This is a genomic window from Paraburkholderia caribensis, assembly GCF_002902945.1.
GTDB classification, from domain to species: Bacteria; Pseudomonadota; Gammaproteobacteria; order Burkholderiales; family Burkholderiaceae; genus Paraburkholderia; species Paraburkholderia caribensis.
In genome coordinates this window covers 362,785-388,202 of the sequence record NZ_CP026102.1, presented here as the reverse complement: position 1 = coordinate 388,202, position 25,418 = coordinate 362,785, and the positions used below count along the sequence as shown (strand labels likewise).

The window sequence follows — 25,418 nt, the reverse complement described above, 5'->3', positions numbered from 1 at the left end:
CTTTGTGCCGTTGAGCACGGCAACGCGACGGGGCCTGCGCTTGCAGCTATCGCATTGTCACGTGGCGGCCCCATGCTTCGAAGGGTGTTCGACGGTCTTCGAAAGCCAAGGCACGCATGCCACGCGACCGACCACACGCACCAAAACAGCGCATGCGGCGGGCCGTGCGCGCACGCAATGTGCGCAAGACCCACGACGTTATAGCGAAGCGGCATGAAGATTGCGGGAACCCCACGCGCGTCGAGGTTGCCACGACCACCGCCGCAAATCAAACGACGCACGGCGCGGCGGCCGGACGTCTCCGCCTGCTGCACGACGACATCAACGTAAAACGGATTGAAGCGATGAAAGCCTTCCATTGCAACCGATGCGACCAGCGCGTGTTCTTCGAGAACGTATTGTGCGAGCGCTGCGCGGCGCTGCTCGGTTACGTGCCGGAACTGGCCGAAATCAGCGCCTTCGAAGACGCGGGCGAGGGCCAGTGGCGCAGCCTGCATCCCGACGTCAAAGGCAAGCTGTACCGTCAATGCCACAACTACGCGGTCGAGAACATCTGCAACTGGATGCTGCCCGCCGACGATCCCGACACGCTGTGCCGCTCATGCCGCCTCACGCACACGATCCCGAATCTCGCGGAACCGAACAACCGGCTCTACTGGTACCGGCTGGAGACCGCGAAGCGCCGCCTGCTCTACACGCTCGATGCGCTGGGCCTCGCAATCGAATCGCGCCAGGCCGATCCCGACAATGGCCTCGAATTCGACTTCCGCGAGAATACGGGCGACGGCGAAGCGGTGATGACGGGACACGACAACGGCCGCATCACGCTGAACGTGGCCGAAGCCGATGACGCGCACCGCGAGCAAGTCCGCACCGACATGCGCGAGCCGTATCGAACGCTGCTGGGGCATTTCCGCCACGAGTCGGGGCACTACTACTTCGAGAAGCTGGTTGCGGGAACGCATTGGCTCGCGCCGTTTCGCGAACGCTTCGGCGACGATCAGACCGATTACGGCGAAGCGCTGGACGCCTACTATCGCAACGGCGCGCCCGCCGACTGGGAAAACAGCTACATCAGCGCGTACGCGACCATGCATCCGTGGGAAGACTGGGCCGAAACGTGGGCGCACTACCTGATGATCGTCGACGTGCTCGATACGTCGACGGCATACGGGCTGGCGCTGCTGCCGCCCGCGCCGAACGAGCCGTCCCTGACCGACCAGACACCCGTCGAGGAAGCCAGCTTCGATAACCTGATAAAGCGCTGGTTTCCGCTGACGGACGCGCTGAACAGCCTGAACCGCAGTCTCGGCATGCCGGACGGCTATCCGTTCACGTTGGCGCCGCCCGTCGTCGACAAGCTGCGTTTCGTGCATCGTGTGATCGCGCAGGCGTCGGCGCGCAAGTAGCCGCGCACGCGCGGCGAGCCTCGCGTTGCGGCTTGCAGCCTGTAGCTCGTGGCGAACGCGCGTTACTTCTTCTGCAGCAGTGTCTTGAGCTCTTCGACGTTCTCTTCGACCCGCTTCGCGATCACCGCGTACGAATCGGCCTGCGTGCGATACGCGGCTTGCGTGAGCTGCTGCATGTCGGCGAGCGCCTTGTGCAGCGTCTGCTGGACGAGTTCGGCCGTTTGCGCCGACGGCACGCCGCCTGCAGCGGCCTGCTTCTGCGCGACCTCCTGCAGTTCGGAGAGTGTGGCGCGCAGCATTTCGGCCTGCTTCTGCGCGAGCGCCTGGATGCCCTGCACGGCCGTCTGATTCGCGGCGATCAGGGCCTCGACGTCCTTGCGACGCGCTTCCATCACGGCCGGCACGTCGAATCCGGGCAACTTGAACTGCTCGAACAGCTTGTTGAACTCGGCGAACGGATTGGCGGCGTCAAAGGGTTCCATGCTTGGTCTCCACAATGTGCTTCGGTGGGTTGGGCATGTGCCTCGAAGGCTTGACGCAGGCACATGGCACGATCATGCCCGTTAATGCGGCAATGCGCCAGCGAGCAACGCAGATGCCAGCAGGCAAGCCGTCCAGGCTCTATCCATTTCATATCACGTTATGATGCAGCGCAGCGACGCATGGATTACGGGTTTTCCCTGCATTTTCAGGCCCCGTTAGCGTCCGCCCGGAGGTCGTTGGGCGGGATTTATATCACGTTGACATATATCCATGACGACAAGTTGTTTCCTTTGTGACAGCTTTTCCCTTAATTTACGGCTGCCCGTTTCCCCTAATCGCACAATATCTTGACCCGTTCCCCTTTTTTCCAGTGGCTGGCGCGCTTCTATCCTGCCGCGATGAACGTCAAATGGCCCGAGCGCATGCGCTCGGCGCTCGGCGCGTTGATCGGCATTGCGTTCACGGGCGGCAGCATGCATCTGCTGCTCGGTCCGAACGCAAACATTCCGCTGCTGGTTGCGCCGATGGGCGCGTCGGCCGTTCTGCTGTTCGGCGTGCCCGCCAGTCCGCTCGCGCAACCGTGGTCGATCATCGGCGGGAATCTGGTGTCGGCGACAGTGGGCGTGGCCGCCGCGCTGCTGATTTCCGATCCCGTCGCGGCGGCGGCGCTCGCAGTGGGCGTGGCGATCGCCGCGATGTTCGCGTTGCGCTGCGTGCATCCGCCGTCGGGCGCCGTCGCATTGACAGCCGTGGTGGGCGGACCCGCCATTCACGCGCTCGGCTTTCGCTTCGTGCTGGAGCCGATCCTGATCCAGTCGGCGGCACTGCTCGGCGCGGCGCTGGTCTATCACGCGGTAACGGGCCACCGCTATCCGCACGCGACGCGCGCGGCGCCGTCCGTGCCGCAAGCGCCCGCATCCGGCAACAGCATCACGCGCACCGACCTCGAAGCCGTGCTGAACCGGCGCGGCGAACTGCTCGACATCGACCCTGACGACCTCGAAGCACTGTTTCGCGAAACACAGTTGCAGGCTTACGCGCGCACCTTCAGCGAACTGGCATGCCGCGACGTGATGTCGGCACCCGTCGTCAGCGTCACGCCCGACAGCACGTTGCGCGCCGCCGCGGACCTGTTGCAGCGTCACTCGATCAAGGCGCTGCCCGTCGTCGACAAACGCCAGCACGTGGCGGGCATCGTCACGCGCGCCGATCTGGCGAGCAAACCGAAAAGCGCGGACCTGCGTCTGATGGAAGCGCTGTCGGCGCGTCTGTTCAAGCTCGACGCGACACGCGGCAAACTCGTCAGCACCGTCATGACGACGCACGTACGCACCGTCTCGACCAGCACGCCGATCGTCGAACTGGTGCCGCTCTTCGCCGACGACGGCCACCATCACATTCCCGTGATCGATTTGCACGACAGGCTGGTCGGCATCATCACGCAGTCCGATCTGATCGCAGGTCTGTATCGGCAGACGCAGATGCAGGCCCAAGCCAGGGGTCAGGCGCAACAGCGCCCTGCTGCCTGAGCGCGAACCTCGCGCGCCGCCATTACAGGTCCTGAAGATTGCGAATGGCGATGCGCAGGCATCGCCATTTATATCATTTCGTGATACATTTTTTGCTTTCCCTCGCGCGGCCATCGACATGAAAGTTCTCACACGCACGTTGAACAAGGCGGACTACGAACAGCTCTCGGAGTTTCGCTATCAGATGCGGCGCTTCGAGCGCTTCTCCGAGCAGGCCGCGCAAGGCGAAGGCATTACGCCGCTGCAATATCTGTTGCTGCTGCATATCAAGGGCTACCCCGATCGCGAATGGGCCACCATCGGTGAACTGGCGGAGCGGTTGCAGGCGCAGCATCACGGCGTCGTCGCACTGGTATCGCGCTGCGAAGCGCTCGAACTGGTCAAGCGCAAAATCAGCGAGACCGACCGCCGCCAGGTGGAAGTGCATCTGCTGAAAGCGGGAGAAAAGGTATTGGCGCGCCTCGCGGAACTGCATCGCGCCGAGCTGCGCTCGCTCAAGGGCGCGTTCACGATTCCGCAAATCGATCTCTGATTCGGGCCTCTAGCCAGCAAGCGACACCGCATTCGACACAGCACTCATGCGCGACAACTCTCACAAGCGGGACTTTTCCAGCAACTCGCGGCTGCCCGGCATTTCGGCGCTGGCGGCGGGCATCGGCTTGCTCAGCACGCTGGCCGCGTTCGTGCTGCTGAGCCTGATTCATCTGTTCACGAACCTGTTCTTCTTCGGCAGCTTTTCGTTCGCCGACCGTTCGCCTGCAACGAATACGCTCGGCGCGTGGGTGATCGTGATTCCTGTGATCGGCGGGTTGATTGTCGGCATGATGGCGCGCTTCGGCTCGGAGAAAATCCGCGGGCACGGCATTCCCGAAGCGATCGAAGCCATTCTGTTCGGCAAGAGCCGCATGTCGCCGAAGGTTGCCGTGCTCAAGCCGCTGTCGTCGGGCATCGTGATCGGCAGCGGCGGCCCGTTCGGCGCGGAAGGCCCGATCATCATGACGGGCGGCGCGCTCGGTTCGCTGATCGCGCAGTGCGTGAAGGTGACGTCGGCGGAGCGCAAGACGCTGCTCGTCGCGGGCGCCGCCGCGGGCATGACGGCCGTGTTCGGCACGCCCGTCGCCGCCGTGCTGCTCGCCGTCGAACTGTTGCTGTTCGAATGGCGGCCGCGCAGCTTCTTGCCCGTCGCGCTGGCCTGCGCTGTCGCCGGTTTCGCGCGCGCCATCCTGTTCGGCACCGATCCCCTGTTCGCGCTTCAAACCGCGCCGCCGACGGCTATCTCGCTGGTCTCGTGCGTGATCGCAGGGCTGTTGTCGGGCGCGCTCGCGTCGGGCCTGTCGGCGGCGCTCTACAAGACGGAAGACCTGTTTCACAGGCTGCCGCTGCACTGGATGTGGTGGCCTGCCATCGGCGGGCTGGCGGTGGGTATCGGCGGATTCATCGAGCCGCGCGCGCTCGGCGTCGGCTACGACGTGATCGGCGATCTTTTGCATCAACATATTGCGTTGCAGGTCGCGGTGGCGATTCTCGTCGTGAAGGCGGTGATGTGGGTGATCGCGCTCGGCTCCGGCACGTCGGGCGGCGTGCTCGCGCCGCTGCTGATGCTCGGCGCGGGGCTCGGCACCGTGCTCGGCCACGTGCTGCCCGGCAACGAGCCCGCGCTGTGGCCGCTCGTCTGCATGGCGGCGACGCTCGGCGCCACGCTCGGCGCGCCGCTGACGGCCATCATGTTCGCCTTCGGTCTCACGCACGACAGCAACGCGCTGCTGCCGCTGCTGGCCGCGACGCTGGTCGCGCACGGCTTCGCGACCGTCGTGATGAAGCGTTCGATCATGACCGAGAAAATCGCACGGCGCGGTTACCACATCTATCGCGAGTACGGCGTCGATCCGCTCGAACGGCATTACGTCGACGAAGTGATGACGCACCAGGCCGATTCGATCGACGGCACGCTCAGCGTGGGCGACGCGCTCGCCGCCTATTTCGGCGCGACGCAGAAACGGCGTGCATATCCCGTCGTGCGCGAGAGCGGCGCGGTGCTCGGCATCGTCGACCGCGCGATGCTCGACGCCGTGCGCGAAGGCGCGACGCCGCACACGCTCGATACGCCCCTCGCCGACCTGCTGAAAGGCGAGTCGCTGGTCGTCGCGCTGCCCGACGAAACCTGCCGCCTCGTTGCGACGCGTCTTGCCGTGCACGAACTGGAGCGGCTGCCTGTCGTCGTCGATCGCGATTCGATGCAACTGCTCGGCGTCGTGTCCCGCAGCGATCTTGTGAAGCCTTCCGTCGCGCACTTCGAGGAAGAACACAAGCGCGAGCAATTCAGGCGTCTGAGCTTTACATCGGGCAAAAAGCATTTCCCACCCGTGCGCAAAACGCGCACGCACGGCTGAATCTCGAAACTGCTGTTGCGCGAATCGCTTGCGGACTAAGTGGAAAAGTTGGGTCCGGCGCTATTCGAGTTCGGCGGCGCGCGTTGCGACCGCATCGTCGTTTCGGTGCTGGCGCGATTGGGAAACGAATAGCAGGAGACACAGCATGGCGCGAAAACCCGGCTTGTTCGTGATCGCCGCTGTTGCAGCTTGCGTCTTCAGCATCGCGGCGCAAGCGCAACACATCCGCATCGAATCGAGCACATACGGCGCGAATTGCGGCGCGGCATCGGGCAACGCCACGCGCGACCTCGCCAGGCACTGCAACGACCGCGCGACCTGTCGCTACATCGTGAACGCACGGCTCGATGCAAAGCAACGCGCGTCGTGCGCGCGCGATTTCACCGCCGCGTGGTCGTGCGATCGCCGCGAGTTTCATCGCGCGATGTTGAGCGCCGAAGCGGGCAACGGCAGTTCACTGGTCCTCACCTGCGTGCCGTCGACAGGCGCGGGCAAATGATGTGAGCCGCCAGGCTCAGAGGTCCAGCGTCAGGCTCGCGCGCTCCCCTTCGACAGCGGGATGCGCCATGCAGATCAACGCGCAACCGTCCGCGACGTCCGCTTCGACGTCGCCGTCGTACGCGACCTGTCCCGACAATACTTTCGTCGAACACGTGCCGCACATGCCTGAACGGCAACTCGATTGCGCTTCGATGCCGTGTTTTTCCGCGAGTTCGAGCAGGCTGCCCTGTTTCGGCAGCCATTGGACCGTGCGTTGCGACCGCGCGAACGTCACTTGCGCGCCGCCCGATTCAGCCTTTTCTTCCGCAACGGGTTCGGCGCGCGTCGGCGTGCGCTTCACGCTGGCGGGGCCGAACGCTTCGAAACGGATGCGCTCGTCAGCGACATTCAATGCGCGCAAACCTCGATACAGGTCGCGCATGAACGGCTCGGGGCCGCATAGATAGAAGTCGTAGTCGTCGAACGGCAGTGCGCGCTTCAACGCGTCGATGTTCACGCGTCCTGGTGTGATCCCGCGCAAGGCCTCGCTCGCGGCGCTATCGAACAAATGGAGCGACACCGACGGATAACGCGCCGCCACGTCTTTCAGATTCGTGCTGAACGGACGCTCGCGGTCGCTGCGCGCGCCATGAAAGAAGTACAAGCGCTTCGCCTGAGTATCGCCAGCGACGCGCGCGTTCAGTGCGTGATGCAGCATCGCGATCATCGGCGTGATGCCGATGCCGGCGGAAATGAACACCGCCGGCCGCGCGCTCTGCATGTCGTAGACGAATGCGCCGCGCGGCGCCATCGCTTCGATCTCCATGCCCGCCACGAGATGGTCGTGCAGCCAGTTCGACGCGATGCCCTCGCGCTTCACGCTGATCCGGTAATGATGCGGATCGTGCGCGCCGGACAGCGTGTAGGTGCGCGTCAACGGCGCAGCGTGTCCTTCGACGGGCACGCGAACCGGCAGATACTGGCCCGCCTGATACGCAGGCAACGCCGCGCCATCCGTCGATTCGAAATAGAACGAGCGAATCGAAGCCGTCTCTTCGACGACGGCCGCCACCTTCAGCTTGTGCCATGGGGACGCGGCCGCTGTCTTGCGAATCGCCGCCGCGAATTGCGGCGCGTATTCGACATCGGACCAGCGAAACGGCAACACGCCCCGGCTGCGGCGCACTTCCTGCACATGAAAGCTCACCAACCTTTCAGCGCCTTCGAAAGCGGCCAGTTCGGCGCCCTGCCAGATGATCTCGGCGCGCACGGCGAGATACAGCAGATCGCCGCTCGCGAAGTCGATGAATAGCAGGCCCGCGCGCGGATCGTGCAGCAGATTGCCTATCGTGTTGAAGAACCTGTTGCCGGTGAAGTCGGGCACGGTCAACGTCGCCGCGTCGTCGATGTGCACGAAGCCCGGCGCGCCGCCCCGATGCGATACGTCGACGCCGCGTGCAAAGTCCGCGTCGTCCGCCATATTCGCGCTCGCGATGAAGAAGGTGTCGGCGCGCGCGAGGAACGCGCGGTCCGCATCGCTCAAATGCGTCGAGATGTCCTGCGGCGCTGGAACGCCACCTTCGGCACGGTCGATGAAGGTCGGCACGCGCCCCTGAATGTACTTCGCGCAGTTGCCGAAGCTCTGGGTCACTTCGAGCGTCACCGCGTCGCCGGCCACAGCCGTCACGACGCCGTTGATGCGGTTGCGCCGCCGCGTATGCGGCTGGATGCCGAGGCCGCCGATCATCGCACCCGTCTGCCAGCGCGGGCCGAGCGGATCGCCGGGCAGCGCGCGGCTGTCGATGCGCAGCGTGCGCGCATCCGGCGACGACACGAAGCCCGGATCGCCCGTGCGTATCGTCGCCCACGGCTGCCCGCTCGCGTCGACGCCGCCGAACACCATGAACGGCTGCTGCGCAAAGAACTCGCGGTGCTGGTCCGGCATGTACCGGCGAATGCCGCGCCGCCCCGACGAATCAGCCTGGCGGTCCACGCCTGCGAGCCGCTGCGCGGCGAGTTCTTCGGCGTGAAACGGCGAGGTGTCGAGGCCCCAGCCGTTCAGAGGAGTGAAACCGGACATGTCAGGCTCCTGCAGGCAAAACGTCAGCGTGATGCGTAATGCGGAACCGCTCGTCGCTGGCTATTCGGCGAGCAGGCCCGCCTTCGTCGGCGGCATCGCGATGAAGCGCGGCAGTGCTTCCACGCGGCGCAGCCACGCCCGAATGTTCGGATACGGGTCCAGCGACACGCCGCCTTCCGGCGCGTGCGCGATATACGTGTGTGCCGCGATATCGGCGATCGTCACGTGCTCGCCGGCTGCGAATGGCTTCGCCGCCAGTTCGCGCTCGATCACGTCGAACAGCTTTACCGCGATGCCCTTCGCCGTTTCATGATCGAGCGGCGCGCCGAACACGGTGACGAGCCGCGCGGAGCACGGGCCGTATGCGATCTGCCCGGCCGCCAGCGACAGCCAGCGCTGCACGGCCGCCGCGCCCAGCGGGTCTTCCGGCAGCCACGACGCGTCGCCATAGCGCTTGGCCAGATACACCAGAATCGCGTTCGAATCGAACAGCGTCACGTCGCCGTCCTGGATGGTGGGCACCTGGCCGAACGGATTCAGCGCCAGATACTCGGGCTTGCGGTTGTCACCGGCGCGCATGTCCAGTTCGATCACTTCGAACGGCAGGTCGAGCAACGTCAGGAACAGCTTCACGCGATGCCCGTGCCCCGACAGCAGGGTCGTGTACAGGCGGATCGGCTGGGCGGGCTTGGCTGCGGGCATTCGTCACTCCGGGTTCAGTCATATTGGACAATCCGAAGAGTAATGCGCGATGCCTTGCCCCAGAAGCCTGATAACCTTGGATACACAATCCTCCTGAAGTGGACAATCGACATGGCCGACGTGCGTGACGTGAACCTGAACCGGCTGGCCGTGTTCGTCGCCGTGGTCGAAGCGGGCTCACTGACAGCGGCCGCCAAGCGGCTCGGGCTCGCGAAGACGATGGTCAGCACGCACATGCAGCGGCTCGAAGCGGAAGTCGGCGCGAGCCTGCTGGTGCGCACCACGCGCCGTCTCGGCGTCACCGAGGCGGGCCGCGCGTTCTATGACGCGAGCGTGAAGATCCTGCGCGCCGCCGAGGAAGCGCTGGCTGAAATCGGCGGCGAGGAGGCGCCCGTGCGCGGCACGCTGCGCGTGAGTTGCCCGATCGACTACGGCACGCTGGTAGTCGCACCCGTGCTGGTCGAACTGCGCCGCGCGCATCCACGGCTCGATATCGAACTGCTGTGCAGCGACCATATCGTCGACCTGATTGCGGACGGCATCAACGTCGCCATCCGGCTCGGGCGTCTCGCGGATTCGAACTACCGCGCGGTGACGCTCGGCAGCTTCGAGAAATGGGTCGTGGCGAGCCCGGCGTTCATCGAAACGTGGGGCGAGCCGCCAACGCCCGCCGACCTCCCCGCGCTGCCTTTCGTAGCGCTGACGGTGCTGCCGCGGCCGCAGACGCTCGACTTGCGGCACACGAACGGCGCCACGCAAAGCGTGCGCTGCGAGAACGCGTTTCTCGTGAACACGGCGGAAGCCGCGCGTGCGGCGACGCTCGCGGGCGGCGGACTGGGGCTGTTGACGGACTTTTCGATCGGCAACGACGTCGCGGCGGGACGGCTCATCCGGCTGTTGCCCGAATGGTCGACGGAACCGGCGGGCATCCAGGCCGTGTTTCCGCCGACGCAGCACACGCCGCCCAAGGTCCGTGCGCTGATCGAGACGTTCAGGACGTACCTCGCGCGCGACGCAGCGCCACCGCATCAGTAGAATTGTCCGTCCGGGTTTCCGCCGATCAGGAAACGATGCCGCCGTGCCGTTGACATGGCGAGGCGCGCCATTGGGCGCAATCGACCAACACGAATCGACCATGAAAAACATCGACGACACGCAAGACATGCTCGGCGCCGCGTTTCTGCGCCATGACGATGCAGGCGCCAGCATGCGCGCCGAAGGCGAGCGGCTCGAACACGACAGCGCCGTGTATCGCACGCTGCTCGAATCGACCAGGGCGATTCCGTGGAAGATCGACTGGGCAACGATGGCCTTCACCTACATCGGCCCGCAGATCGAGGCGTTGCTCGGCTGGGCGCCGTCGTCGTGGAAAACGGTCAACGATTGGGCGGAACGGATGCACCCCGATGACCGGCAGAAGGTGGTCGAGTTTTGCGTCGCGCAGTCGCAGGCAGGCACCGATCACGAAGCGGACTATCGCGCGCTGACGAAAGACGGCGGCTACGTGTGGTTGCGCGACGTCGTGCATGTGGTGCGCAAGCCCGACGGCGGCGTCGATTCGCTGATCGGCTTCATGTTCGACATCAGCGAACGCAAGCGCACGGAAGAAAAGCTCGCACGTCTGCAGAAAGAACTCGAAGCGCTGTCGTTCCAGGACGGACTGACGGGCGTGGGCAACCGCCGCATGTTCGACGCCGTGATGCAGCGCGAGTGGATTGCGGGTCAGGAAAGCGGCAAGCCGCTGTCGCTGATCATGATCGATATCGATTTCTTCAAGTCCTACAACGATTACTACGGCCACATCCAGGGCGACGATTGCCTGAAGCGCGTCGCGGGCGTGCTCGCGCAGGCCGCGCGTTCCGGCGATTTTCTCGGACGGTTCGGCGGCGAGGAATTCGTGCTGGTGCTGCCGGACACGGACGCGGATACGGCCGTGAAGATGGCCGAACGCTGCCGCGATCTGATCGACGCCGAGTCAATCGCGCATGTACGCTCGCCGCATCAGCAGCGCGTCACGGCGAGCTTCGGCGTGGGCACCATCGTGCCGAACGGCTCGCCTTCGGGCAGCATGGACACGACCGCGTTCATCAATCTGATCGACGCGCAGCTGTATCAGGCGAAAGACAACGGCCGCAACCGCATCGTCGCCGTCGATCGCGCGGGCCTGGGTGGCGAGGCGTTCCGCACGCACTCGCGCTGAGGCGCGCGTTGGTTGCCTGTGTGAAAAAAACGCCGCGACGGATCACACCGTCTTCAGCACGCGCGGCTTCACTTCGGGCACGGGAACGGGGACGGGAAAGCTGGTTAACTCGCTTTTACCCGCAACGATCGACAGATACCTCAAGCAGCACACGCGCAGGAACGATGCGAAATTGCTCGGCACCTCGCCGCGCAGCGCGATGAGTTCGTCGTAGAGCTTGACGGCGAATTGCGTGGTCGTCATGTTCTCTCGCGACGCGATTTCATGCAGCACGTCCCAGAAAAGATTCTCCAGACGCACAGTCGTAATCACGCCGTGGATGCGCAGCGAACGCGTGCGCGATTCGTACAGGATCGGGTCCGCGTTCACGTAGACGTTGCACATGGCTTGTCTCCATTGTTCGTATGAGTGCGGCGGCGGCCATCGCGCCCGCCTGCCGCACCCGATGAGTTCACGTGCGATCGATCAGATTGTGCGCCTGTTCATCTGCCCTGCGATGTAGTCGGCCTGACGGATCGCCAGCGTCACGATGGTCAGTGTCGGGTTTTCCGCCGCGCCCGTGGTGAACTGGCTGCCGTCGGAGATGAACAGGTTCGGCACGTCATGCGTCTGGCCGAAACGGTTGCACACGCCGTCCTGCGGCTTCGCGCTCATGCGCGCGGTGCCCAGGTTGTGCGTCGACGGATACGGCGGAACGCGGTACACGGTCTTCGCGCCCGCCGCCTGATACACGGCGCTGCCCTGCTTGAAACCGTGCTCGCGCATCGCTTCGTCGTTCGGGTGATCGTCGAAATGCACGTTGGGCACGGGCAAGCCATACTGGTCCTTCACGTCGTTATTCAGCGTGATGCGGTTCGTCTCGCGCGGCATGTCTTCGCCGACGATCCACATGCCTGCCGTGTACGGATACGCCTCCATCGCCTGCGTGAAGTCCGCGCCCCATGCGCCGGGGTCGAGAAACGCCGCATAGAAAGGCAGCCCCAGCGACACCGTCTCCATGTGATAACCGCCCGCGAAACCGCGCGACGTATCGAAGCGCGCTTCGTCTTCGATGATGCCCGCCATCGTCGTGCCCTTGTACATGTCGACCTTGTCGTTGAACACGGCGTAGACGGAACCCGTAGTGTGACGCATGTAGTTGCGCCCCACCTGTCCGGATGAATTCGCCAGTCCGTCGGGGAAGCGGCTCGAATGCGAATTCAGGAGCAGACGCGGCGTCTCGATCGCATTGCCCGCCACCGCGACGATGCGCGCCTTCTGGCGTTGCAGCTTGCCGGCGGCATCGTAATAGACGACGGCGCTGGCCTTGCCCTTCGCATCCGTTTCGATCTTCACGACCTGCGCCTGGGTGCGCAATTCCATGTGACCCGTGGCCTGCGCGCGCGGAATCTCCGTGTACAGCGTCGACCATTTCGCGCCCGTGCGGCAGCCCTGGAAGCAGAAGCCGCGCTGGAAGCAATGCGCGCGGTCGTCGCGCACGATGCTATTGGTCGCCATGTGGCCCGTGTTGCATTCCTTGTAGCCGACCTTCGTCGCGCCGTTGTACATCACCTTGAAGTTATTGTTGCCGGGCAGCCCGGGCAAGCCGTTGGTGCGCGTCACGCCCATTTTCTTTTCGGCGCGGTCGTACCACGGCGCCATCTCCTCGCTCGTCACGGGCCAGTCGAGCAGGTTCGCATCCTTGATCGTGCCGTAGTTCGTTTTCGCCTTGAACTCATGCGGCTGAAAGCGCAGGCTCGCGCCCGCCCAGTGCGTCGTCGTGCCGCCGACCGTCTTGCAGATCCACGCGGGCAGATTCGGAAAGTCGGTGGCGATGCGCCAGCTGCCCGACGTCGTGCGCTTGTCGAGCCACGACAGCATCGAGAACGAGCCCCATTCGTCAGTGGTGAAATCGCCTTGCGTATGCATCTTGCCCGCTTCGAGCACGATCACGTCGATGCCCTTTTGCGCCAGCTCATTGGCGAGTGTGCCGCCGCCCGCGCCGGAGCCGATGATGACCACGGCGCGCGCATCGTTGTGCGAGAAATGCACCTTGTTGTTGTCGTCCATGTCAGGTCTCCGTTGCTCAGCTGTCGGTGGGAATCGGACCGCTCGCGGCGGCGGGCGGATTCGGCAGCCACGCCAGATCGTTGAAGCCCTTGGTCAGATAGCCGCCGTCGCCTTTCGCCGCGCCGTAGCCGAAGTGCGCGTACGCCATGTCGTTGCTGTACAGCGAGACGATGGCCGTGGTGCGCACCGTCGTGAAGAACGGTGTCTTCTGCATCGCGGCGACATCGCGCGCCTGGTCGGCGGGCGAGCGTTTAGTCCAGTCCGAACCGTTGAGCGCGTCGAGCTGCTTCACGCCATCGGCGAGTTGCTGACGCACGGCCGGGTCCTTCTGCGCCTTCGCGTCGAGGTCCTTGACGACGAGTGCATAGACCGCGTCGTCGAGCGTCTTGTGCGGGTATTGCTGCTTGACGAAGGCGAGCAGCACTGCCCCCTGGTGAGTATCCAGCGCCTGCATTTCGAGCGCCCATACGCGGCTGGGCGCAAGCGTCGCGAGGATCGACGGAAACGCCAGCGTGCCGATCAGCACGCCCGTGCCCTTGAGCCACTCGCGCCTCGCCAGCGAGCGCGGCGCATGCGGTGCATCCGGCTCATGAGCCGTGGCAGACGGTGCGGCGATTGGAATCACTCTGTGACTCATGCCTGTCTCCTTGGTGGTTGTGTTGTGGGGGTACCGCGTCGCGCGCGGCTTTCTATTGGTAATGTCCGTGACGTTCGAGCACCTCGATCTTGTAGCCGTCCGGGTCCTGAATGAAGAAGTAACGCGCGAGCAAGGCGCCGTCGTCGTTCTTGAATTCGCGCACGTCGTTCGGCGTCATGCCGAGCTGGATCAGACGCTCGCGCTCCCGCTTCACGTCGTCGACGACGAACGCGACGTGCCCGTAGCCGTCGCCGTGCGAGTACGGGTCTTCGCGTCCTTTGTTCCAGGTGAGTTCGATCTCGTTGTCGGATTCGTCGTTGCGCAGATAGACAAGCGAGAAATCAGGAAAATCGAGCCTGTGCGAAGGCTCGAGCCCGAACGCGCGTTGATAGAACTTCAGCGAGCGGTCGAGGTCCTGAATGCGGACCATCGTGTGGATCATCTTGGCCATGTCGTCCCTCCTCCGTTTGATGCTGAGTGTAGGAGGGCAATGTGCGCCGTGGTAATGCAGGGCTAAATGCGCTTAGGGACTTGCCCTATGTTGCAGATGCGTGCGGATGGATGGGATGGGCGGGAGTCCTGGCGTGTGAAGACGATGCGATGCGCCGCCGGGCAACGAAGTGCGGCGCAACATGCGCGCACGGCGCATGCTGCTGTTCGACGCCCGATCCAGGGTAAGCGATAGGCCCGTGCGAATGCCGCAGCGCGGCTGCTGCAACGCGCCATCGGGTGGATGACGCGGCCCGCGAAGTTACAACGCGTTCACCTCGCGCGGCGGGCTGATGCCCGCCGCCGCGAGCGCTTCATGCAGCGTGTCGAATATGTTCGACTCGCCGACGATCTGCGTAATGCGATGCCGGTCCATATCGGCGCGCAGATAGGGATTCACTCGCCCGAAGATAACAACCACCTTGCGCTCGCGCAGGTCCGCAATCAGATCGCTCAGCGTGAGGGCCGCCGAATAGTCGAGCGCGGTGATCGCGCCCGCATCGACGACGAGCGACTGCAGGTCGCCGGATGCGGCATCGACGAGTTCGATCACCTCGGCGGTGAAGACGTGATCGTTGGCGAAGAACAGATCGGAGCCGAAGCGGTACACGATGAGCCCCGGCGCGGTCATGATGCCCGGCCTCGCGGGCACGGGCTGCCACCTTCCGTTGGCGGGCGACGGTTCCATCACCATGGTATGCGGACGATAGCTGTGCCGCACATGCCGCAGCAGCGACAAAGCGACGGCGAGCAGAATGCCGTGCTCGACGCCGAGCATCACGACGGCGGCCGCCGTGATGAGCGCGAGCGTGAACTCGCCGGGGCTTTCGGCGCGGATCGCCGCGAGGCTCGGCACGTTGACGAGACCGACTGCGATCGTGAACACGATACCGGCGAGCACGCAATGCGGCAGGTATTGCAGATACGAGCTCAGAAACAGCAGCACCACCACGACCACGCCCGCAAACGCCAGTTGCCCGATCTGGCTGCGCGTGCCCGCGCGTTCGGCCATCGCGGTCTGCGTCGGGCTGCCGTTGACGACGAACGTGCCGCTGAACGCAGCGGCGGCGTTGGCCGCCGCCAGCCCGAGAATGTCGGCATTGGTGTCGACTTCTTCGTGATACTGCTGCGCGAACACGCGGGCAGCGGCCGCGCTTTGCGCAATGATCATCACGAAGCACGATGCCGCCACGGGCACGAGGTCGAGAAACTGTTGCCACGTGACAGCCGGAAACGCGAACGGCGGCAGACCGCCGCTGATCGGGCCGAGGATCGTAATGCCGTGCCCGGCGAAATCGTAGGTCTTGCTCGCGGCGATGCTGCCGATCACGGCAACGAGGGGAATCGGCACGCGCGGCAGGAAGCGCTTGCCCGCGAGAATCGCGCCGACCACCAGCACGGTGAGCATGAGCGTCGGCAGATGCGCGTGCACGACATGCCCGATCACGTAGACCAGTTGCGCAAGACTTCGCGACGATGGATACGGCACGGTCATGCCGAACATGTCGCCGAGCATCGCAATCGATACCTGCACGCCCACGCCCGTCAGAAAGCCGACCAGCACGGTACGCGAGAGGAAATCGGCGAGAAAGCCGAGCCTGAAGATGCGCGCGAGCAGCAGGAGCGCGGCCGTCAGCAATGCGACCATGCCCGCCAGCGCGACGTACTCGGCGCTGCCCATCGGCGCAATGGTCGACGCGCGGCTGGCGAAGATGGTCGCGGTGGCCGAATCGGCGGCGACCACGAGGTGGCGCGACGCGCCGAAGAACGCGAACGCGACGAGCGGCAGAAATACGGTGTAAAGCCCCGTCACGGCGGGCATACCGGCGATGCGCGCGTAGCCGAGCACCTGCGGTATGTCCATCGACGCGAGCGAGATGCCGGAGAACACGTCGCGCCATGCGCTCGCGCGGCCGATGGGCAGGATGCCTTTCAAAAGGCTCAGGGATGCTGACGATTTGTCTTTCGAGTTATGCATGCTTCAAGTACGTTGGGGTGCTATCCACGCATCGTGCCCTGAATGTTTGCGCTGTGGCAAGGCACCTCGGCATACCCGCGCTCCGTACCGGAAATCATTCACATATCTGTACCGGTACTGTACAGGCTCCACTCGGTACACTGATTGCCAATCTCGAAATACTTCGCGGAGCCGTCCATGACCCTCGACACCCTGAGCGCCAGCGCCCTGCCCGCCGGCATCCTGTTCGCGCTCGTCACCACCATCACGCCCGGACCGAACAATACGATGCTGCTGGCATCCGGCGTCAATTTCGGTTTTCGCCGCACGCTGCCGCATATTCTCGGCATCAGCGCGGGTGTGGCGTTGCTGATGCTGTCGGTCGGTTTCGGGCTCGGCGAAGCGTTTCGCCGCTTCGAGGTGTTGTACACGGTGCTGGAAGTGCTGAGCGTCGTCTACCTGCTGTATCTCGCGTGGAAGATCGGCACGTCGGGCGAGATGCAGGTCAAGAAAGGCGAACGCCGCCCGATGCGCTTTCATGAAGCGATCGCGTTCCAGTGGGTCAATCCCAAGGCATGGATGATGGTGCTCACGGCCGCAACGACCATTCATCTGAGCGCCGACTTCGGCATCAACGCGCTGTTGATGGCCGTGCTGTTCTATGTGATCGGCTTGCCGTGCATCTGCCTGTGGGCCGCGTTCGGCACCGCGATGCGCCGCGCCCTGTCGAACCCTGTGTGGCTGCGCACCTTCAACATCGCGATGGCGCTGATGCTCGTCGCGACGCTTTATCCCATCGTGTTGCGCCTCATGGCGTGAGGCGCGGACAGTCTGGAAATTTTTCTCGCTTTGCATGCCTTTCAGGCAACTGCCGCACGCTTCGAACGTCCGTTTTCCACCACGGCCCGTCTTGCGAATTGACAGTAGAATAGCCGACACATAACCCTGTCTTCGCAAGCGGGCTCAGCGCTGTCCTCACCGGCACCATCGCCGGATTCCGGCATTTGACGGGCTCGATAATTGCTCAAGGTCCACGGTTATCTCAGAGCAGATTTCGGCGCGGATGCGACGTGCCAGTCCCGCCATTGACAGACGCAGACCGCAAGGGTCGGAGGCGTTGCACACATGGACGCACAGGAATCTCCGGACCGCGCGCGCGGCGGCCGGCAGCAGCAGTACGAAAGCGCCTACCTACCCGATAGCGACGATCCGCAGGCACGCCATTACAGTTGGGTGCAGATCTGTCTGATCTCAGCGATGGGCCTTGCCGTCGGTGTAATGGGTACGGCTGCGTATGTGATCTGGTTCAACCGCGATCAGGTGGCCTACGCCGACGCGGTCGAGTCGGCCCGGCGCCCGCTGCCCACGACGCCCGCCAGCGCGAACGGCGACCTGCGCATCCCGAGCCATGCGGCCGTGCCGACCAGTTCCGTGTCGGGCCGGGTGATACCGGCAACGCCGGCGCAGCAACCCGCGCCCACCAGCACCGACTCGCTCGCCGCAAACCAGACAGCCGACGACGACACGGACGCAAACGCAGACGCGAACGACCCGCCGCAAGCTACGCGCGCCGCACCGGCGCCAAATTCCGCTACCGCTCGCGCCGACCGCGGCAAGCAGCCGGGCAACGCCGCGCGCCATGCACAACGGGCGAAACCGAAGGAAACCTTCGTGTCGCGGCTAACCGCGATGTTCCGCAAGGTCACCTATCGCCGCAGCGGCCGGGAGCCCGGCAACCACCCCGATCCGTATTCGCACCCCTAGCCCAGCGGCGTGAAGCGAACCGTCACGCCGATCCGCCCGCTCAGCCCGCGATGGCGCCCGCAGCCGATCGCGGTCGGCGCGATCGCGCTCGCCTGTCTCGTGGTCGGGTTGCTTTATGTCGCCGTGCAGGTCAAGGCGCTCTTCTCCGACCACTTCCGGCAGCAATACGCAACGCTCGTGCTCGAGGCCGTCGGGCGGGCCGACAATGCGCTCAACGTCGCGACTCTGCTGAAGCGCAGCGCACCTTCGACTGCCGCTAACGCGACATACCGGCAGGCGCTCGACGAACTGGGCGCACGCGTAACCGAACTGGACGCGCTGATCGGATCGAGCCCCGTTCCCGCGCCGCGCCTGCCGCAGGCCAATGCGACGGCAAAAAGTCTCGACGAACTGAAGCAGTCGCTGGCGGCCACGGCGGACTACTGGCGCGCGCGCCGGGACGCCGTCAGCAACGATGTCCGCCGGCGCACGCTGCGCGTGGCGAGCGTGCTCGCCGTGCTGACCGTCGTCGTGACGGGCGCGCTGTTCGCGGCGCTCGTGGTGTTTGCGCGGCGGCATCGGCGGCTCGCGGGACTCACGCATCAGTTCCGCCACGCCGCCCAGCATGACGCGATGACTGGGCTGCCCAACCGCCAGCAACTGCTCGCGCGGCTCGACCGCATCGCAGCCGAACGCGCGCCCGGCAAATGCGCCGTGCTGTATGTCGATCTCGACGGCTTCAAGCAGGTCAACGACACCTTGGGCCATGCGATCGGCGACGAATTTCTGATCGCGCTCGCGCAGCGCTTTCGCCAGTCGCTGCGCCCCGGCGATATGGTCGCGCGCATGGGCGGCGACGAATTCGCGGCGCTCGTGTCCGGCTTCGGCAACGACACCGAACTCGCGGGCATTGCCGCGCGGCTGATGAACTGCGTCGGCGAAACCGATACGCAAATGGGCCTCGGTCTCGTGCGTGCGAGCGTCGGCATCGCGACCTATCCCGATCGCATCGCCGATCACCGGCTGCTGGTCGCCGCCGCCGACGGCGCGATGTACGAAGTCAAGCGCCACGGCAAGAACGGCTACGCGTTCGCCGTCAGCCCCATTCCGCCCGGATGATTTCGACGCGAGGCAGCGCTTCCATCGAGTCGATTCCCGCCATCGACGCCGCCAAGGTCAGCACGTCCATGCTGTTTCGATCGAATCTGAGAATCGCAATCAACTTCCGCCCAGCGCTGCCGTTATAAGGGTTCAGCAAGACGGCGGCCACGCGCGCGCCGTCTCCCATGAACGGTCGAGTTGAGGCGCCTCACGCGTCAGCCATCAGGCATCAGCCAGTGAAGAACACCGCGTCCGTAACGAGGTCGCTGACAGGCAGACTTCGCACTTTCGCCCAGTGCTTGCGGCCGCACGGCCACGGCAAGGCGCCGCATCGCGCGTTCATTCTGCTGCCCGCGCTGACCGTGCTGATCCTCGCTGTGTTGTGGGTCACGATCCTGATGCGGCTGCGCGTCGAAAAGGCAGCCGTGCTGCACGACGCGCGTGTCGCGGCCGGCACCGTCGCCAGCGCGCTGGACACGCACACGCTGAAAACGATTCACGACGTCGACACGATTGCGCTGCTGGTCAAATACGGCTACGAAAGCTCGCCCGATACGTTCGACCTCAAGAAATACCAGGCCTACGGCCTCATCACTGCCGACACGGCGCTGCAAGTCACACTAGCGGGCGCGGACGGCCATGTGATCGCGTCGACGATTCCGTTTTCCGGCGCGATCGATCTCAGCGACCGCAAGCACTTCCGCGTGCATCGCGAGCGGCCCGATGTCGGACTGTTCCTCAGTGAACCGCTGATCGGCCGGATCTCGCGGCAATGGTCGATTCAGGCGACGCGGCGCATCAACCGTCCGGACGGCGGCTTCGGCGGCGTCGTGATCGTGTCGGAGAATCCCGCCTGGCTCACCGACGGCTTCTACACGAGTGCCGCGCTCGGCGAGCACGGGATGATCGCGGTGCTGTCGGACCGCGGCTCGATGCTGTCGCGCCGCGCAGGCGGCGCGCCGAGCCGCACGGGCGAGTCGCTGCCGACCGGCTACGTCGATCCGCGCGGGAACGACGACATGTTCACCGACCCGATCGACCGCGTAGAGCGCATCGTCGCGCGCCGCGAGGTCAAGCGCTACGGGCTCACGGTGATGGCGGGCCTCTCGGTCGCTGAGACGCTCGACGACTACTACCGGATGCGCCGCGTCTACGTGACGATGGCCAGCGTGATTTCAGCGATTCTGGTCGGACTGTCCACGTGGATCGCCGCCCTGATCCTGAAATTGCTGAAGGGCCGGGCGCAATTGCACCGGCTCGCGCATACCGACCGCCTGACGGGTCTGTCCAATCGCGGCTGCATCATGGACCGGCTCGAGGAAGCCGTCGCCGCGCCGGACGCCGCCGGCCGCGTGGCCGTGATCTTCGTCGATCTGGACCGCTTCAAGGAACTCAACGATACCTTCGGCCACCATCTGGGCGACACGATTCTTGCCGACATCGCGCGGCGCCTGATGGAGGTTGCGCAAGGCCGCGCGCAGGTCGGACGGCTGGGCGGCGACGAGTTTCTGCTCGTGATCGAGGACGGCGCGGCGCTGGCGCCCCAAGTGGCAGACGCGATCACGGCGGCGCTGGAAGCGCCCGTCAGCGTGCACGGCAATGCGTACCGCGTGTGCGCGAGTCTCGGCATCGCGGTGCTGCAACCCGGCGAACGCGCGGAGGATCTGGTAAAGAGCGCGGACCGGGTGATGTACGACGCAAAGGAACTCGGCCGCGCCAACCGCGCGCCAAGGGCAAAGAACGCGCTCGTCGCGTGATAGTTGGACGATTCAGGCAGAACCCGGGGCAGGACCACAACAACGCATTCGGCGCACCAGCTTGCTCGTGACGAAACGAATGCTCTAAACAGGGGAAAACGGCTCAAGCTTTGCGGCTTGCTGTCGTTAGCGCAGGGTATGGAAAAGAAACTTGCACAACGCATCGTCAGTTCGGCGCACCGCGCGGCGGAAGCGATCGCGAAGGCCCGCACGGACCTGCCCGAAGTCCAGCAGGATCAGTTGTACAGCCGCGTGTTCATCGGGCTGCTGGAAGACAACGTCGGCGCGGCCAACATCGGCGAACTGATCGACTCGCTCGCGCGGCCATGACGGTGCCTCGCGCGCTTGCCGCGCTCAGCCCCGGCCGGTTCGTTCGATGAAGCGCCACAACGCGTCGTCGGTCGAATGCGGGACGTTGAAACGGAACCACGCGCTCGGCGCATCGTCGGGACGGAAGTAGGAACCGGGCGCGAGCCAGATACCGTCCGACAGCGCCGCCGTCGCGATTTCGCCTGCGCGCTCCGGCTCGACGGGCAAGCGGGCGAACAGGAACAGCCCCGCGCGCGGCCGGTGAAAGGCTTCCAGCCCCAGCGCATCCAGCCGCTCCTCGACGATCGCGTGCGCCGCGCGCAGCCTCTCGTTGACCTGCTCGACATGCCGCGCATAGCGCCCTTCGTGCAGCACCTTGTCGACGATCCGCTCGATCGCCTCCGAAGACGTCAGCCCCACCGCCATCTTCGTGCGCGCCAGCTCGCGCAGCACGTCGCGCTCGGCGACCACATAGCCGCAACGCAGCGCGGGCGTCACGGTCTTCGAAAAGCCGCTGATGTACAGCACGCGGCGCAGGCCCTCCATAGCCGCGAAAATCGGCGCGCCGGGCGAGCCGAGCTCGCGGCTCACGTCGTCCTCGATCACCCACATGCGGTTGCGCTCGGCGATCTGCAGCAGGCGGAACGCAGACGCCATGCCGTACGTCGCGCCCGTCGGATTCTGCAAGGTCGTGTTGACGAAGATCGCCTTCGGATGATGCGCGTCGACGATTTGCTCCAGCGCGTCCGTGTCGATGCCTGCCGGCGTGCGCGGCACGCCGATCACGTTCAGCCCGGCGAGCTTCAGGATTTGCAGCAGATTGCAGTAGCCGGGATCTTCCACGACGACGGTATCGCCCGCGCGCAGCAGCGTACGCACGATCAGATCGAGGGCCTGGGTCGCGCCCTGCGTCAGCAGCACGTTCGATACCTCGACGGGCAGGCCGAGCCGGTCCATCTGCTCGGCGATCCTCGCGCGCAGCGGCGCGAAGCCGTACGGATGCCCGTAGTCGCCCAGGCGCGCGGCGGGCACGCGGCTCATCGCGCGGAACGCGTGCTGCATGCCCGTTTCGTTGATCCACTCGTTCGGCAGCCAGCCGCAGCCTGCCTTGATCGGCATGGAATGGTCGGCGAACACGTCGGACAGCAGCCATGTCGCGGTGAGGCTGGGCGGCTGCCAGTCGACGGGATTCGCATGCGCGGCCCGCGCGCGCGGCGCGACGCGATAGCCAGAGCCGCGCCGCGCCGTCACGAGGCCCATCGACACGAGCCGGTTGTACGCCTCCGTGACAGTGAAGGTACTCAGCGAATGGGATTGCGCGAGCCGGCGCACCGACGGCAACAGCGCGCCGGCGCGCAGCGCCTGATTGTCGATCGCATGCGCGAAGCCCTGCACGACCTGCTCTACGAGCGTCGGCGCAAGACGGCGGTCACGATCCAGTTCGAGTTCGATCATCGGGGTTCATCCAGACGGCAACAGATATCGAGCCAATTCCAGCACAGTTGAGCCAATTCGACCAGCACAGTTAGCAGCGCAGTGACTCAACTGTTTATGTCCGCCATTTAACCTCGGACGCTACAGTTTCGCTATCCATTCGAGGAGATACCCATGACTTCGCGCCCCGTAATCGACGATCTGTCGAACTTCTGGATGCCGTTCACCGCCAACCGCCAGTTCAAGTCCGCGCCGCGCCTGCTGGAATCGGCGAAAGGCATGTACTACCGCTCGACCGACGGGCGCGACGTGCTCGACGCATGTGCTGGCCTATGGTGCGTGAATGCGGGTCACGGCCGCGACGAGATCGTCGCCGCCGTTCAAAAGCAGGCCGCAACACTGGATTTCGCGCCGACCTTCCAGATGGGTCACCCGTTGGCATTCGAAGCGGCGTCGAAAGTCGCGGAATTGATGCCCGAAGGGCTCGACCGCGTGTTCTTCACGAACTCCGGTTCGGAATCGGTCGATACCGCGCTGAAGATCGCGCTCGCCTATCACCGCGCACGCGGCGAAGGGCAGCGCACGCGCCTGATCGGCCGCGAGCGCGGCTATCACGGCGTGGGCTTCGGCGGCATTTCGGTGGGCGGCATCGCGCCGAACCGCAAGACGTTTTCGGGCGCGCTCCTGCCCTCCATCGATCACCTGCCGCACACGCACAACCTCGAACACAATGCGTTTTCGAAGGGCCAGCCGGCCTGGGGCGCGCATCTCGCCGACGAACTGGAGCGCATTGTCACGCTGCACGACGCGTCGACGATCGCCGCCGTGATCGTCGAACCCGTCGCGGGCTCGACGGGCGTGCTGATCCCGCCGCAAGGCTACCTGCAGAAGCTGCGCGACATCTGCACGAAGCACGGCATCCTGCTGATTTTCGACGAAGTGATCACGGGCTTTGGGCGTCTAGGCGCGGCAACGGCCAGCGAGTATTTCGGCGTGAAGCCCGATCTGCTGACGATGGCCAAAGCGATCAACAACGCCGCCGTGCCGATGGGCGCCGTCGCGGCGAGCCGCACGGTGCACGACACGATCGTCAACGCCGGCGCGCAGGGCGCGATCGAGCTGTTCCACGGCTATACGTACTCGGCGCACCCGCTCGCCGCCGCTGCCTGCGTGGCGACGCTCGACCTGTACCGTAGCGAAGGGCTGTTCGAGCGCGCGGCATCGATGGCGCCGAAGTTCGAAGCCGCCGTGCACGCGCTGCGCGACGCGAAGCACGTGAAGGACATCCGCAACCTCGGCATGGTCGCGGGCATCGAGCTGGAGCCGCGCGACGGCGCGCCGGGCGCCCGCGCCTACGAGGCGTTCGTGAAGTGCTTCGAGGCAGGCGTGCTGATCCGCTTCACGGGCGACATTCTGGCCTTCTCGCCGCCGCTGATCATCGACGAAGCGCAGATCGACCAGATCTTCCAGACCGTGCGCAACGCGCTGGCCTCGATCCAGTAAGCGACTTGCACGCCGCTGTGCGCGCCGTCGGTTTCAACCACGGCGCGCACAGCGGCGGTTCTCCTGTCAGCCTTCAGCTATACCTTCAATGATGCGCACGCGCGGCCCGCGTATGCGCAGCTTTCTTCGCAGCCGCCGACCGGCCCGCCGCGCCCTTCGTTGCAGCCGCCTTCTTTGCCGTAGCCGAACGGCTTGCAGCCGGACGGCGCGCTGCCGCTGCCTTGGCCTGCTTCGACAACGCTTCCTTCGATGCGCCCTGTCCGCTTTCGCGTTTCAGCACGGCCTCGGCCACGCGCGAGCGCTTCGCCGTCGATTCGCTGCCCGGACGGCGTGCGGCCTTGGTCTTCGAAGCCGAAGTCGCTTTCTTCGCCGCCGCATGCTTTGCGGCGGGCGCCTTCTTCTGGCCCGCCGACGTGTCCGCGGCGGCTTTCTTGCGCGTGGCGGCGCTCGTCGTTCCCGCCTTGGGCTGCTTCAGCGCGACGCCTGCGCGGCGAGCCTTCGACAGACCGATCGCGATGGCCTGCTTCGCCGATTTGACGCCATGCTTGCCTTCGCGCACGTGGTCGATTTCTTCCTTCACGAATTCGCCCGCTTGCGTACTTGACGACTTGCCGGCGCGCTTGTCGGCGGCGGCACGCTTGAGGGTTGCTTTATCAGGCATGATAGTGCTCCCGTTGAATGGTGGCCCGATATACACAGCAACGGCTGTGCCTTGTCCTCGCTGACGCGCGGTTAGCCCTGCTTTTTGCGGTCCGTGGCCGTTCGCGAAGCCAGGCGATGCGTCGATTCGCGCTGCCCTGCAGTGCCGGCAGAAGCGGCCTCGATACACAACGAGGGCTGCGCAATGTGCCGATAGCGTCTATGGTTTACGTCAAAGGCGGCGATGCAACCGTCAGGAGACGCCTCATGAACACACAGACAGTCAGGGCAGGCGCCCATATCGAAGGGATTCACTGGGTGGCGGAATACGCGGAGACGATGCACGAGATCCGCATCTTCCGCGAAGGCCAGGAGGTGGATGTGCACGATGCGCCATCGACGCTGTTCGGCGACGAAGAGAACGCCGGTTCGAAAAGCTGCGCGGACCATCGCGCGGCGGAAGCGGCCGTGCTCGCGTATCTGCGCCATTTCGTGGCCGAGCACGACGCCGAGGAATGACGGCGCAT

General features: G+C 65.1%; 25 protein-coding genes. 14 read left to right on the top strand and 11 right to left on the bottom strand.

Annotation, left to right across the window (positions count from 1 at the left end):
* The first annotated feature begins 344 nt into the window (after nucleotides 1-344).
* Nucleotides 345-1,409, top strand: a complete 1,065-nt coding sequence (locus tag C2L66_RS18185; RefSeq protein WP_060606960.1) for a zinc-binding metallopeptidase family protein — start codon at nucleotides 345-347, stop codon at nucleotides 1,407-1,409.
* Nucleotides 1,410-1,471: 62 nt separating this feature from the next.
* Here the strand turns inward: C2L66_RS18185 and C2L66_RS18180 are convergent, their stop codons facing one another.
* A complete protein-coding gene (locus C2L66_RS18180) occupies nucleotides 1,472-1,891 on the bottom strand; it encodes a phasin family protein (RefSeq protein WP_054932842.1) in 420 nt (139 codons plus the stop codon).
* A 348-nt stretch (nucleotides 1,892-2,239) separates the two neighbouring features.
* On the opposite strand from C2L66_RS18180, the gene C2L66_RS18175 reads away from it, so the two are divergent.
* From C2L66_RS18175 to C2L66_RS18155, 4 genes are all read left to right on the top strand, one after another.
* Complete coding sequence (locus C2L66_RS18175; protein ID WP_063803373.1) at nucleotides 2,240-3,421, top strand: HPP family protein; 1,182 nt, start codon at nucleotides 2,240-2,242, stop codon at nucleotides 3,419-3,421.
* Between the two features lie 118 nt (nucleotides 3,422-3,539).
* Complete coding sequence (locus tag C2L66_RS18170; protein WP_036000194.1) at nucleotides 3,540-3,953, top strand: MarR family winged helix-turn-helix transcriptional regulator; 414 nt, start codon at nucleotides 3,540-3,542, stop codon at nucleotides 3,951-3,953.
* Between the two features lie 46 nt (nucleotides 3,954-3,999).
* Nucleotides 4,000-5,811 (top strand): chloride channel protein, encoded by a 1,812-nt coding sequence (locus tag C2L66_RS18165; RefSeq protein WP_060604022.1) that lies wholly within the window; start codon nucleotides 4,000-4,002, stop codon nucleotides 5,809-5,811.
* Nucleotides 5,812-5,956: 145 nt separating this feature from the next.
* Nucleotides 5,957-6,310 carry a hypothetical protein gene (locus tag C2L66_RS18155; RefSeq protein WP_060604025.1) on the top strand — a complete coding sequence of 118 codons (354 nt, stop codon included), beginning with the start codon at nucleotides 5,957-5,959 and terminating at the stop codon, nucleotides 6,308-6,310.
* Between the two features lie 15 nt (nucleotides 6,311-6,325).
* On the opposite strand, the gene C2L66_RS18150 is transcribed toward C2L66_RS18155, so the two are convergent.
* Nucleotides 6,326-8,371, bottom strand: coding sequence for a 2Fe-2S iron-sulfur cluster-binding protein (locus tag C2L66_RS18150; RefSeq protein WP_060604028.1), 2,046 nt, complete (start codon nucleotides 8,369-8,371; stop codon nucleotides 6,326-6,328).
* A 60-nt stretch (nucleotides 8,372-8,431) separates the two neighbouring features.
* Nucleotides 8,432-9,073: a glutathione S-transferase family protein gene (locus tag C2L66_RS18145; RefSeq protein ID WP_060604031.1), complete on the bottom strand. Its 642-nt coding sequence runs from the start codon at nucleotides 9,071-9,073 to the stop codon at nucleotides 8,432-8,434.
* A 111-nt stretch (nucleotides 9,074-9,184) separates the two neighbouring features.
* Between C2L66_RS18145 and C2L66_RS18140 the strand changes: the two genes are divergently transcribed.
* On the top strand, nucleotides 9,185-10,108 hold the full coding sequence (locus tag C2L66_RS18140; protein WP_060604033.1) for a LysR family transcriptional regulator: 924 nt from the start codon (nucleotides 9,185-9,187) through the stop codon (nucleotides 10,106-10,108).
* A gap of 100 nt (nucleotides 10,109-10,208) precedes the next feature.
* Nucleotides 10,209-11,273: a sensor domain-containing diguanylate cyclase gene (locus C2L66_RS18135; RefSeq protein ID WP_060604036.1), complete on the top strand. Its 1,065-nt coding sequence runs from the start codon at nucleotides 10,209-10,211 to the stop codon at nucleotides 11,271-11,273.
* 42 nt (nucleotides 11,274-11,315) lie between these two features.
* Here C2L66_RS18135 and C2L66_RS18130 read toward each other — a convergent pair whose 3' ends face one another.
* The 5 genes from C2L66_RS18130 to C2L66_RS18110 all read right to left on the bottom strand — a co-directional run bounded on the left by C2L66_RS18130 (nucleotide 11,316) and on the right by C2L66_RS18110 (nucleotide 16,426).
* The gene (locus tag C2L66_RS18130; protein ID WP_054932850.1) at nucleotides 11,316-11,657 is read right to left on the bottom strand and encodes a ribbon-helix-helix domain-containing protein; all 342 of its coding nucleotides are present in this window, start codon (nucleotides 11,655-11,657) and stop codon (nucleotides 11,316-11,318) included.
* Between the two features lie 81 nt (nucleotides 11,658-11,738).
* Nucleotides 11,739-13,322 carry a GMC family oxidoreductase gene (locus tag C2L66_RS18125; RefSeq protein ID WP_054932851.1) on the bottom strand — a complete coding sequence of 528 codons (1,584 nt, stop codon included), beginning with the start codon at nucleotides 13,320-13,322 and terminating at the stop codon, nucleotides 11,739-11,741.
* A 16-nt stretch (nucleotides 13,323-13,338) separates the two neighbouring features.
* Nucleotides 13,339-13,959, bottom strand: coding sequence for a tat (twin-arginine translocation) pathway signal sequence (locus C2L66_RS18120; RefSeq protein ID WP_054932852.1), 621 nt, complete (start codon nucleotides 13,957-13,959; stop codon nucleotides 13,339-13,341).
* A 52-nt stretch (nucleotides 13,960-14,011) separates the two neighbouring features.
* Entirely contained in the window at nucleotides 14,012-14,410 is a 399-nt protein-coding gene (locus C2L66_RS18115; RefSeq protein ID WP_054932853.1) for a VOC family protein, read from the bottom strand.
* Between the two features lie 300 nt (nucleotides 14,411-14,710).
* Nucleotides 14,711-16,426 (bottom strand): SulP family inorganic anion transporter, encoded by a 1,716-nt coding sequence (locus tag C2L66_RS18110; protein WP_054932854.1) that lies wholly within the window; start codon nucleotides 16,424-16,426, stop codon nucleotides 14,711-14,713.
* A 177-nt stretch (nucleotides 16,427-16,603) separates the two neighbouring features.
* On the opposite strand from C2L66_RS18110, the gene C2L66_RS18105 reads away from it, so the two are divergent.
* The 3 genes from C2L66_RS18105 (at nucleotide 16,604) to C2L66_RS18095 (ending at nucleotide 19,267) form a co-directional block, all read left to right on the top strand.
* Complete coding sequence (locus C2L66_RS18105) at nucleotides 16,604-17,224, top strand: LysE family translocator (RefSeq protein ID WP_054932855.1); 621 nt, start codon at nucleotides 16,604-16,606, stop codon at nucleotides 17,222-17,224.
* Nucleotides 17,225-17,530: 306 nt separating this feature from the next.
* Nucleotides 17,531-18,169 carry a hypothetical protein gene (locus C2L66_RS18100; protein WP_060604039.1) on the top strand — a complete coding sequence of 213 codons (639 nt, stop codon included), beginning with the start codon at nucleotides 17,531-17,533 and terminating at the stop codon, nucleotides 18,167-18,169.
* A gap of 9 nt (nucleotides 18,170-18,178) precedes the next feature.
* Nucleotides 18,179-19,267 (top strand): GGDEF domain-containing protein, encoded by a 1,089-nt coding sequence (locus C2L66_RS18095; RefSeq protein WP_060604042.1) that lies wholly within the window; start codon nucleotides 18,179-18,181, stop codon nucleotides 19,265-19,267.
* Here the strand turns inward: C2L66_RS18095 and C2L66_RS18090 are convergent.
* Nucleotides 19,245-19,436, bottom strand: coding sequence for a hypothetical protein (locus C2L66_RS18090; protein WP_060604045.1), 192 nt, complete (start codon nucleotides 19,434-19,436; stop codon nucleotides 19,245-19,247). The two genes, C2L66_RS18095 and C2L66_RS18090, sit on opposite strands and share 23 nt — an antisense overlap.
* A 112-nt stretch (nucleotides 19,437-19,548) precedes the next feature.
* Between C2L66_RS18090 and C2L66_RS18085 the strand changes: the two genes are divergently transcribed.
* The gene (locus C2L66_RS18085) at nucleotides 19,549-21,006 is read left to right on the top strand and encodes a sensor domain-containing diguanylate cyclase (RefSeq protein WP_233444994.1); all 1,458 of its coding nucleotides are present in this window, start codon (nucleotides 19,549-19,551) and stop codon (nucleotides 21,004-21,006) included.
* A 138-nt stretch (nucleotides 21,007-21,144) separates the two neighbouring features.
* Complete coding sequence (locus C2L66_RS18080) at nucleotides 21,145-21,336, top strand: hypothetical protein (RefSeq protein WP_054932860.1); 192 nt, start codon at nucleotides 21,145-21,147, stop codon at nucleotides 21,334-21,336.
* Nucleotides 21,337-21,360: 24 nt separating this feature from the next.
* Here the strand turns inward: C2L66_RS18080 and C2L66_RS18075 are convergent, their stop codons facing one another.
* A complete protein-coding gene (locus C2L66_RS18075; protein WP_054932861.1) occupies nucleotides 21,361-22,770 on the bottom strand; it encodes an aminotransferase-like domain-containing protein in 1,410 nt (469 codons plus the stop codon).
* 153 nt (nucleotides 22,771-22,923) lie between these two features.
* Between C2L66_RS18075 and C2L66_RS18070 the strand changes: the two genes are divergently transcribed.
* Complete coding sequence (locus tag C2L66_RS18070) at nucleotides 22,924-24,252, top strand: omega-aminotransferase AptA (RefSeq protein ID WP_060604051.1); 1,329 nt, start codon at nucleotides 22,924-22,926, stop codon at nucleotides 24,250-24,252.
* An 85-nt stretch (nucleotides 24,253-24,337) separates the two neighbouring features.
* Here the strand turns inward: C2L66_RS18070 and C2L66_RS18065 are convergent, their stop codons facing one another.
* A complete protein-coding gene (locus tag C2L66_RS18065) occupies nucleotides 24,338-24,913 on the bottom strand; it encodes a DUF6496 domain-containing protein (RefSeq protein WP_060604054.1) in 576 nt (191 codons plus the stop codon).
* A gap of 245 nt (nucleotides 24,914-25,158) precedes the next feature.
* Between C2L66_RS18065 and C2L66_RS18060 the strand changes: the two genes are divergently transcribed.
* On the top strand, nucleotides 25,159-25,410 hold the full coding sequence (locus C2L66_RS18060; RefSeq protein WP_054932864.1) for a hypothetical protein: 252 nt from the start codon (nucleotides 25,159-25,161) through the stop codon (nucleotides 25,408-25,410).
* The last annotated feature ends 8 nt before the right edge of the window (nucleotides 25,411-25,418 follow it).

Excerpts from the sequence above, each read along its gene's own strand:
- C2L66_RS18180 (WP_054932842.1), bottom strand. The coding sequence starts at position 1,891 with ATGGAACCCTTTGACGCCGCCAATCCGTTCGCCGAGTTCAACAAGCTG.
- C2L66_RS18090 (WP_060604045.1), bottom strand. The coding sequence starts at position 19,436 with ATGGGAGACGGCGCGCGCGTGGCCGCCGTCTTGCTGAACCCTTATAAC.
- C2L66_RS18110 (WP_054932854.1), bottom strand. The coding sequence starts at position 16,426 with ATGCATAACTCGAAAGACAAATCGTCAGCATCCCTGAGCCTTTTGAAA.
- C2L66_RS18140 (WP_060604033.1), top strand. The coding sequence starts at position 9,185 with ATGGCCGACGTGCGTGACGTGAACCTGAACCGGCTGGCCGTGTTCGTC.
- C2L66_RS18170 (WP_036000194.1), top strand. The coding sequence starts at position 3,540 with ATGAAAGTTCTCACACGCACGTTGAACAAGGCGGACTACGAACAGCTC.
- C2L66_RS18115 (WP_054932853.1), bottom strand. The coding sequence starts at position 14,410 with ATGGCCAAGATGATCCACACGATGGTCCGCATTCAGGACCTCGACCGC.
- C2L66_RS18120 (WP_054932852.1), bottom strand. The coding sequence starts at position 13,959 with ATGAGTCACAGAGTGATTCCAATCGCCGCACCGTCTGCCACGGCTCAT.
- C2L66_RS18105 (WP_054932855.1), top strand. The coding sequence starts at position 16,604 with ATGACCCTCGACACCCTGAGCGCCAGCGCCCTGCCCGCCGGCATCCTG.
- C2L66_RS18075 (WP_054932861.1), bottom strand. The coding sequence starts at position 22,770 with ATGATCGAACTCGAACTGGATCGTGACCGCCGTCTTGCGCCGACGCTC.
- C2L66_RS18145 (WP_060604031.1), bottom strand. The coding sequence starts at position 9,073 with ATGCCCGCAGCCAAGCCCGCCCAGCCGATCCGCCTGTACACGACCCTG.
- C2L66_RS18165 (WP_060604022.1), top strand. The coding sequence starts at position 4,000 with ATGCGCGACAACTCTCACAAGCGGGACTTTTCCAGCAACTCGCGGCTG.
- C2L66_RS18070 (WP_060604051.1), top strand. The coding sequence starts at position 22,924 with ATGACTTCGCGCCCCGTAATCGACGATCTGTCGAACTTCTGGATGCCG.
- C2L66_RS18080 (WP_054932860.1), top strand. The coding sequence starts at position 21,145 with ATGGAAAAGAAACTTGCACAACGCATCGTCAGTTCGGCGCACCGCGCG.
- C2L66_RS18125 (WP_054932851.1), bottom strand. The coding sequence starts at position 13,322 with ATGGACGACAACAACAAGGTGCATTTCTCGCACAACGATGCGCGCGCC.
- C2L66_RS18155 (WP_060604025.1), top strand. The coding sequence starts at position 5,957 with ATGGCGCGAAAACCCGGCTTGTTCGTGATCGCCGCTGTTGCAGCTTGC.
- C2L66_RS18100 (WP_060604039.1), top strand. The coding sequence starts at position 17,531 with ATGGACGCACAGGAATCTCCGGACCGCGCGCGCGGCGGCCGGCAGCAG.
- C2L66_RS18065 (WP_060604054.1), bottom strand. The coding sequence starts at position 24,913 with ATGCCTGATAAAGCAACCCTCAAGCGTGCCGCCGCCGACAAGCGCGCC.
- C2L66_RS18185 (WP_060606960.1), top strand. The coding sequence starts at position 345 with ATGAAAGCCTTCCATTGCAACCGATGCGACCAGCGCGTGTTCTTCGAG.
- C2L66_RS18135 (WP_060604036.1), top strand. The coding sequence starts at position 10,209 with ATGAAAAACATCGACGACACGCAAGACATGCTCGGCGCCGCGTTTCTG.
- C2L66_RS18060 (WP_054932864.1), top strand. The coding sequence starts at position 25,159 with ATGAACACACAGACAGTCAGGGCAGGCGCCCATATCGAAGGGATTCAC.
- C2L66_RS18150 (WP_060604028.1), bottom strand. The coding sequence starts at position 8,371 with ATGTCCGGTTTCACTCCTCTGAACGGCTGGGGCCTCGACACCTCGCCG.
- C2L66_RS18130 (WP_054932850.1), bottom strand. The coding sequence starts at position 11,657 with ATGTGCAACGTCTACGTGAACGCGGACCCGATCCTGTACGAATCGCGC.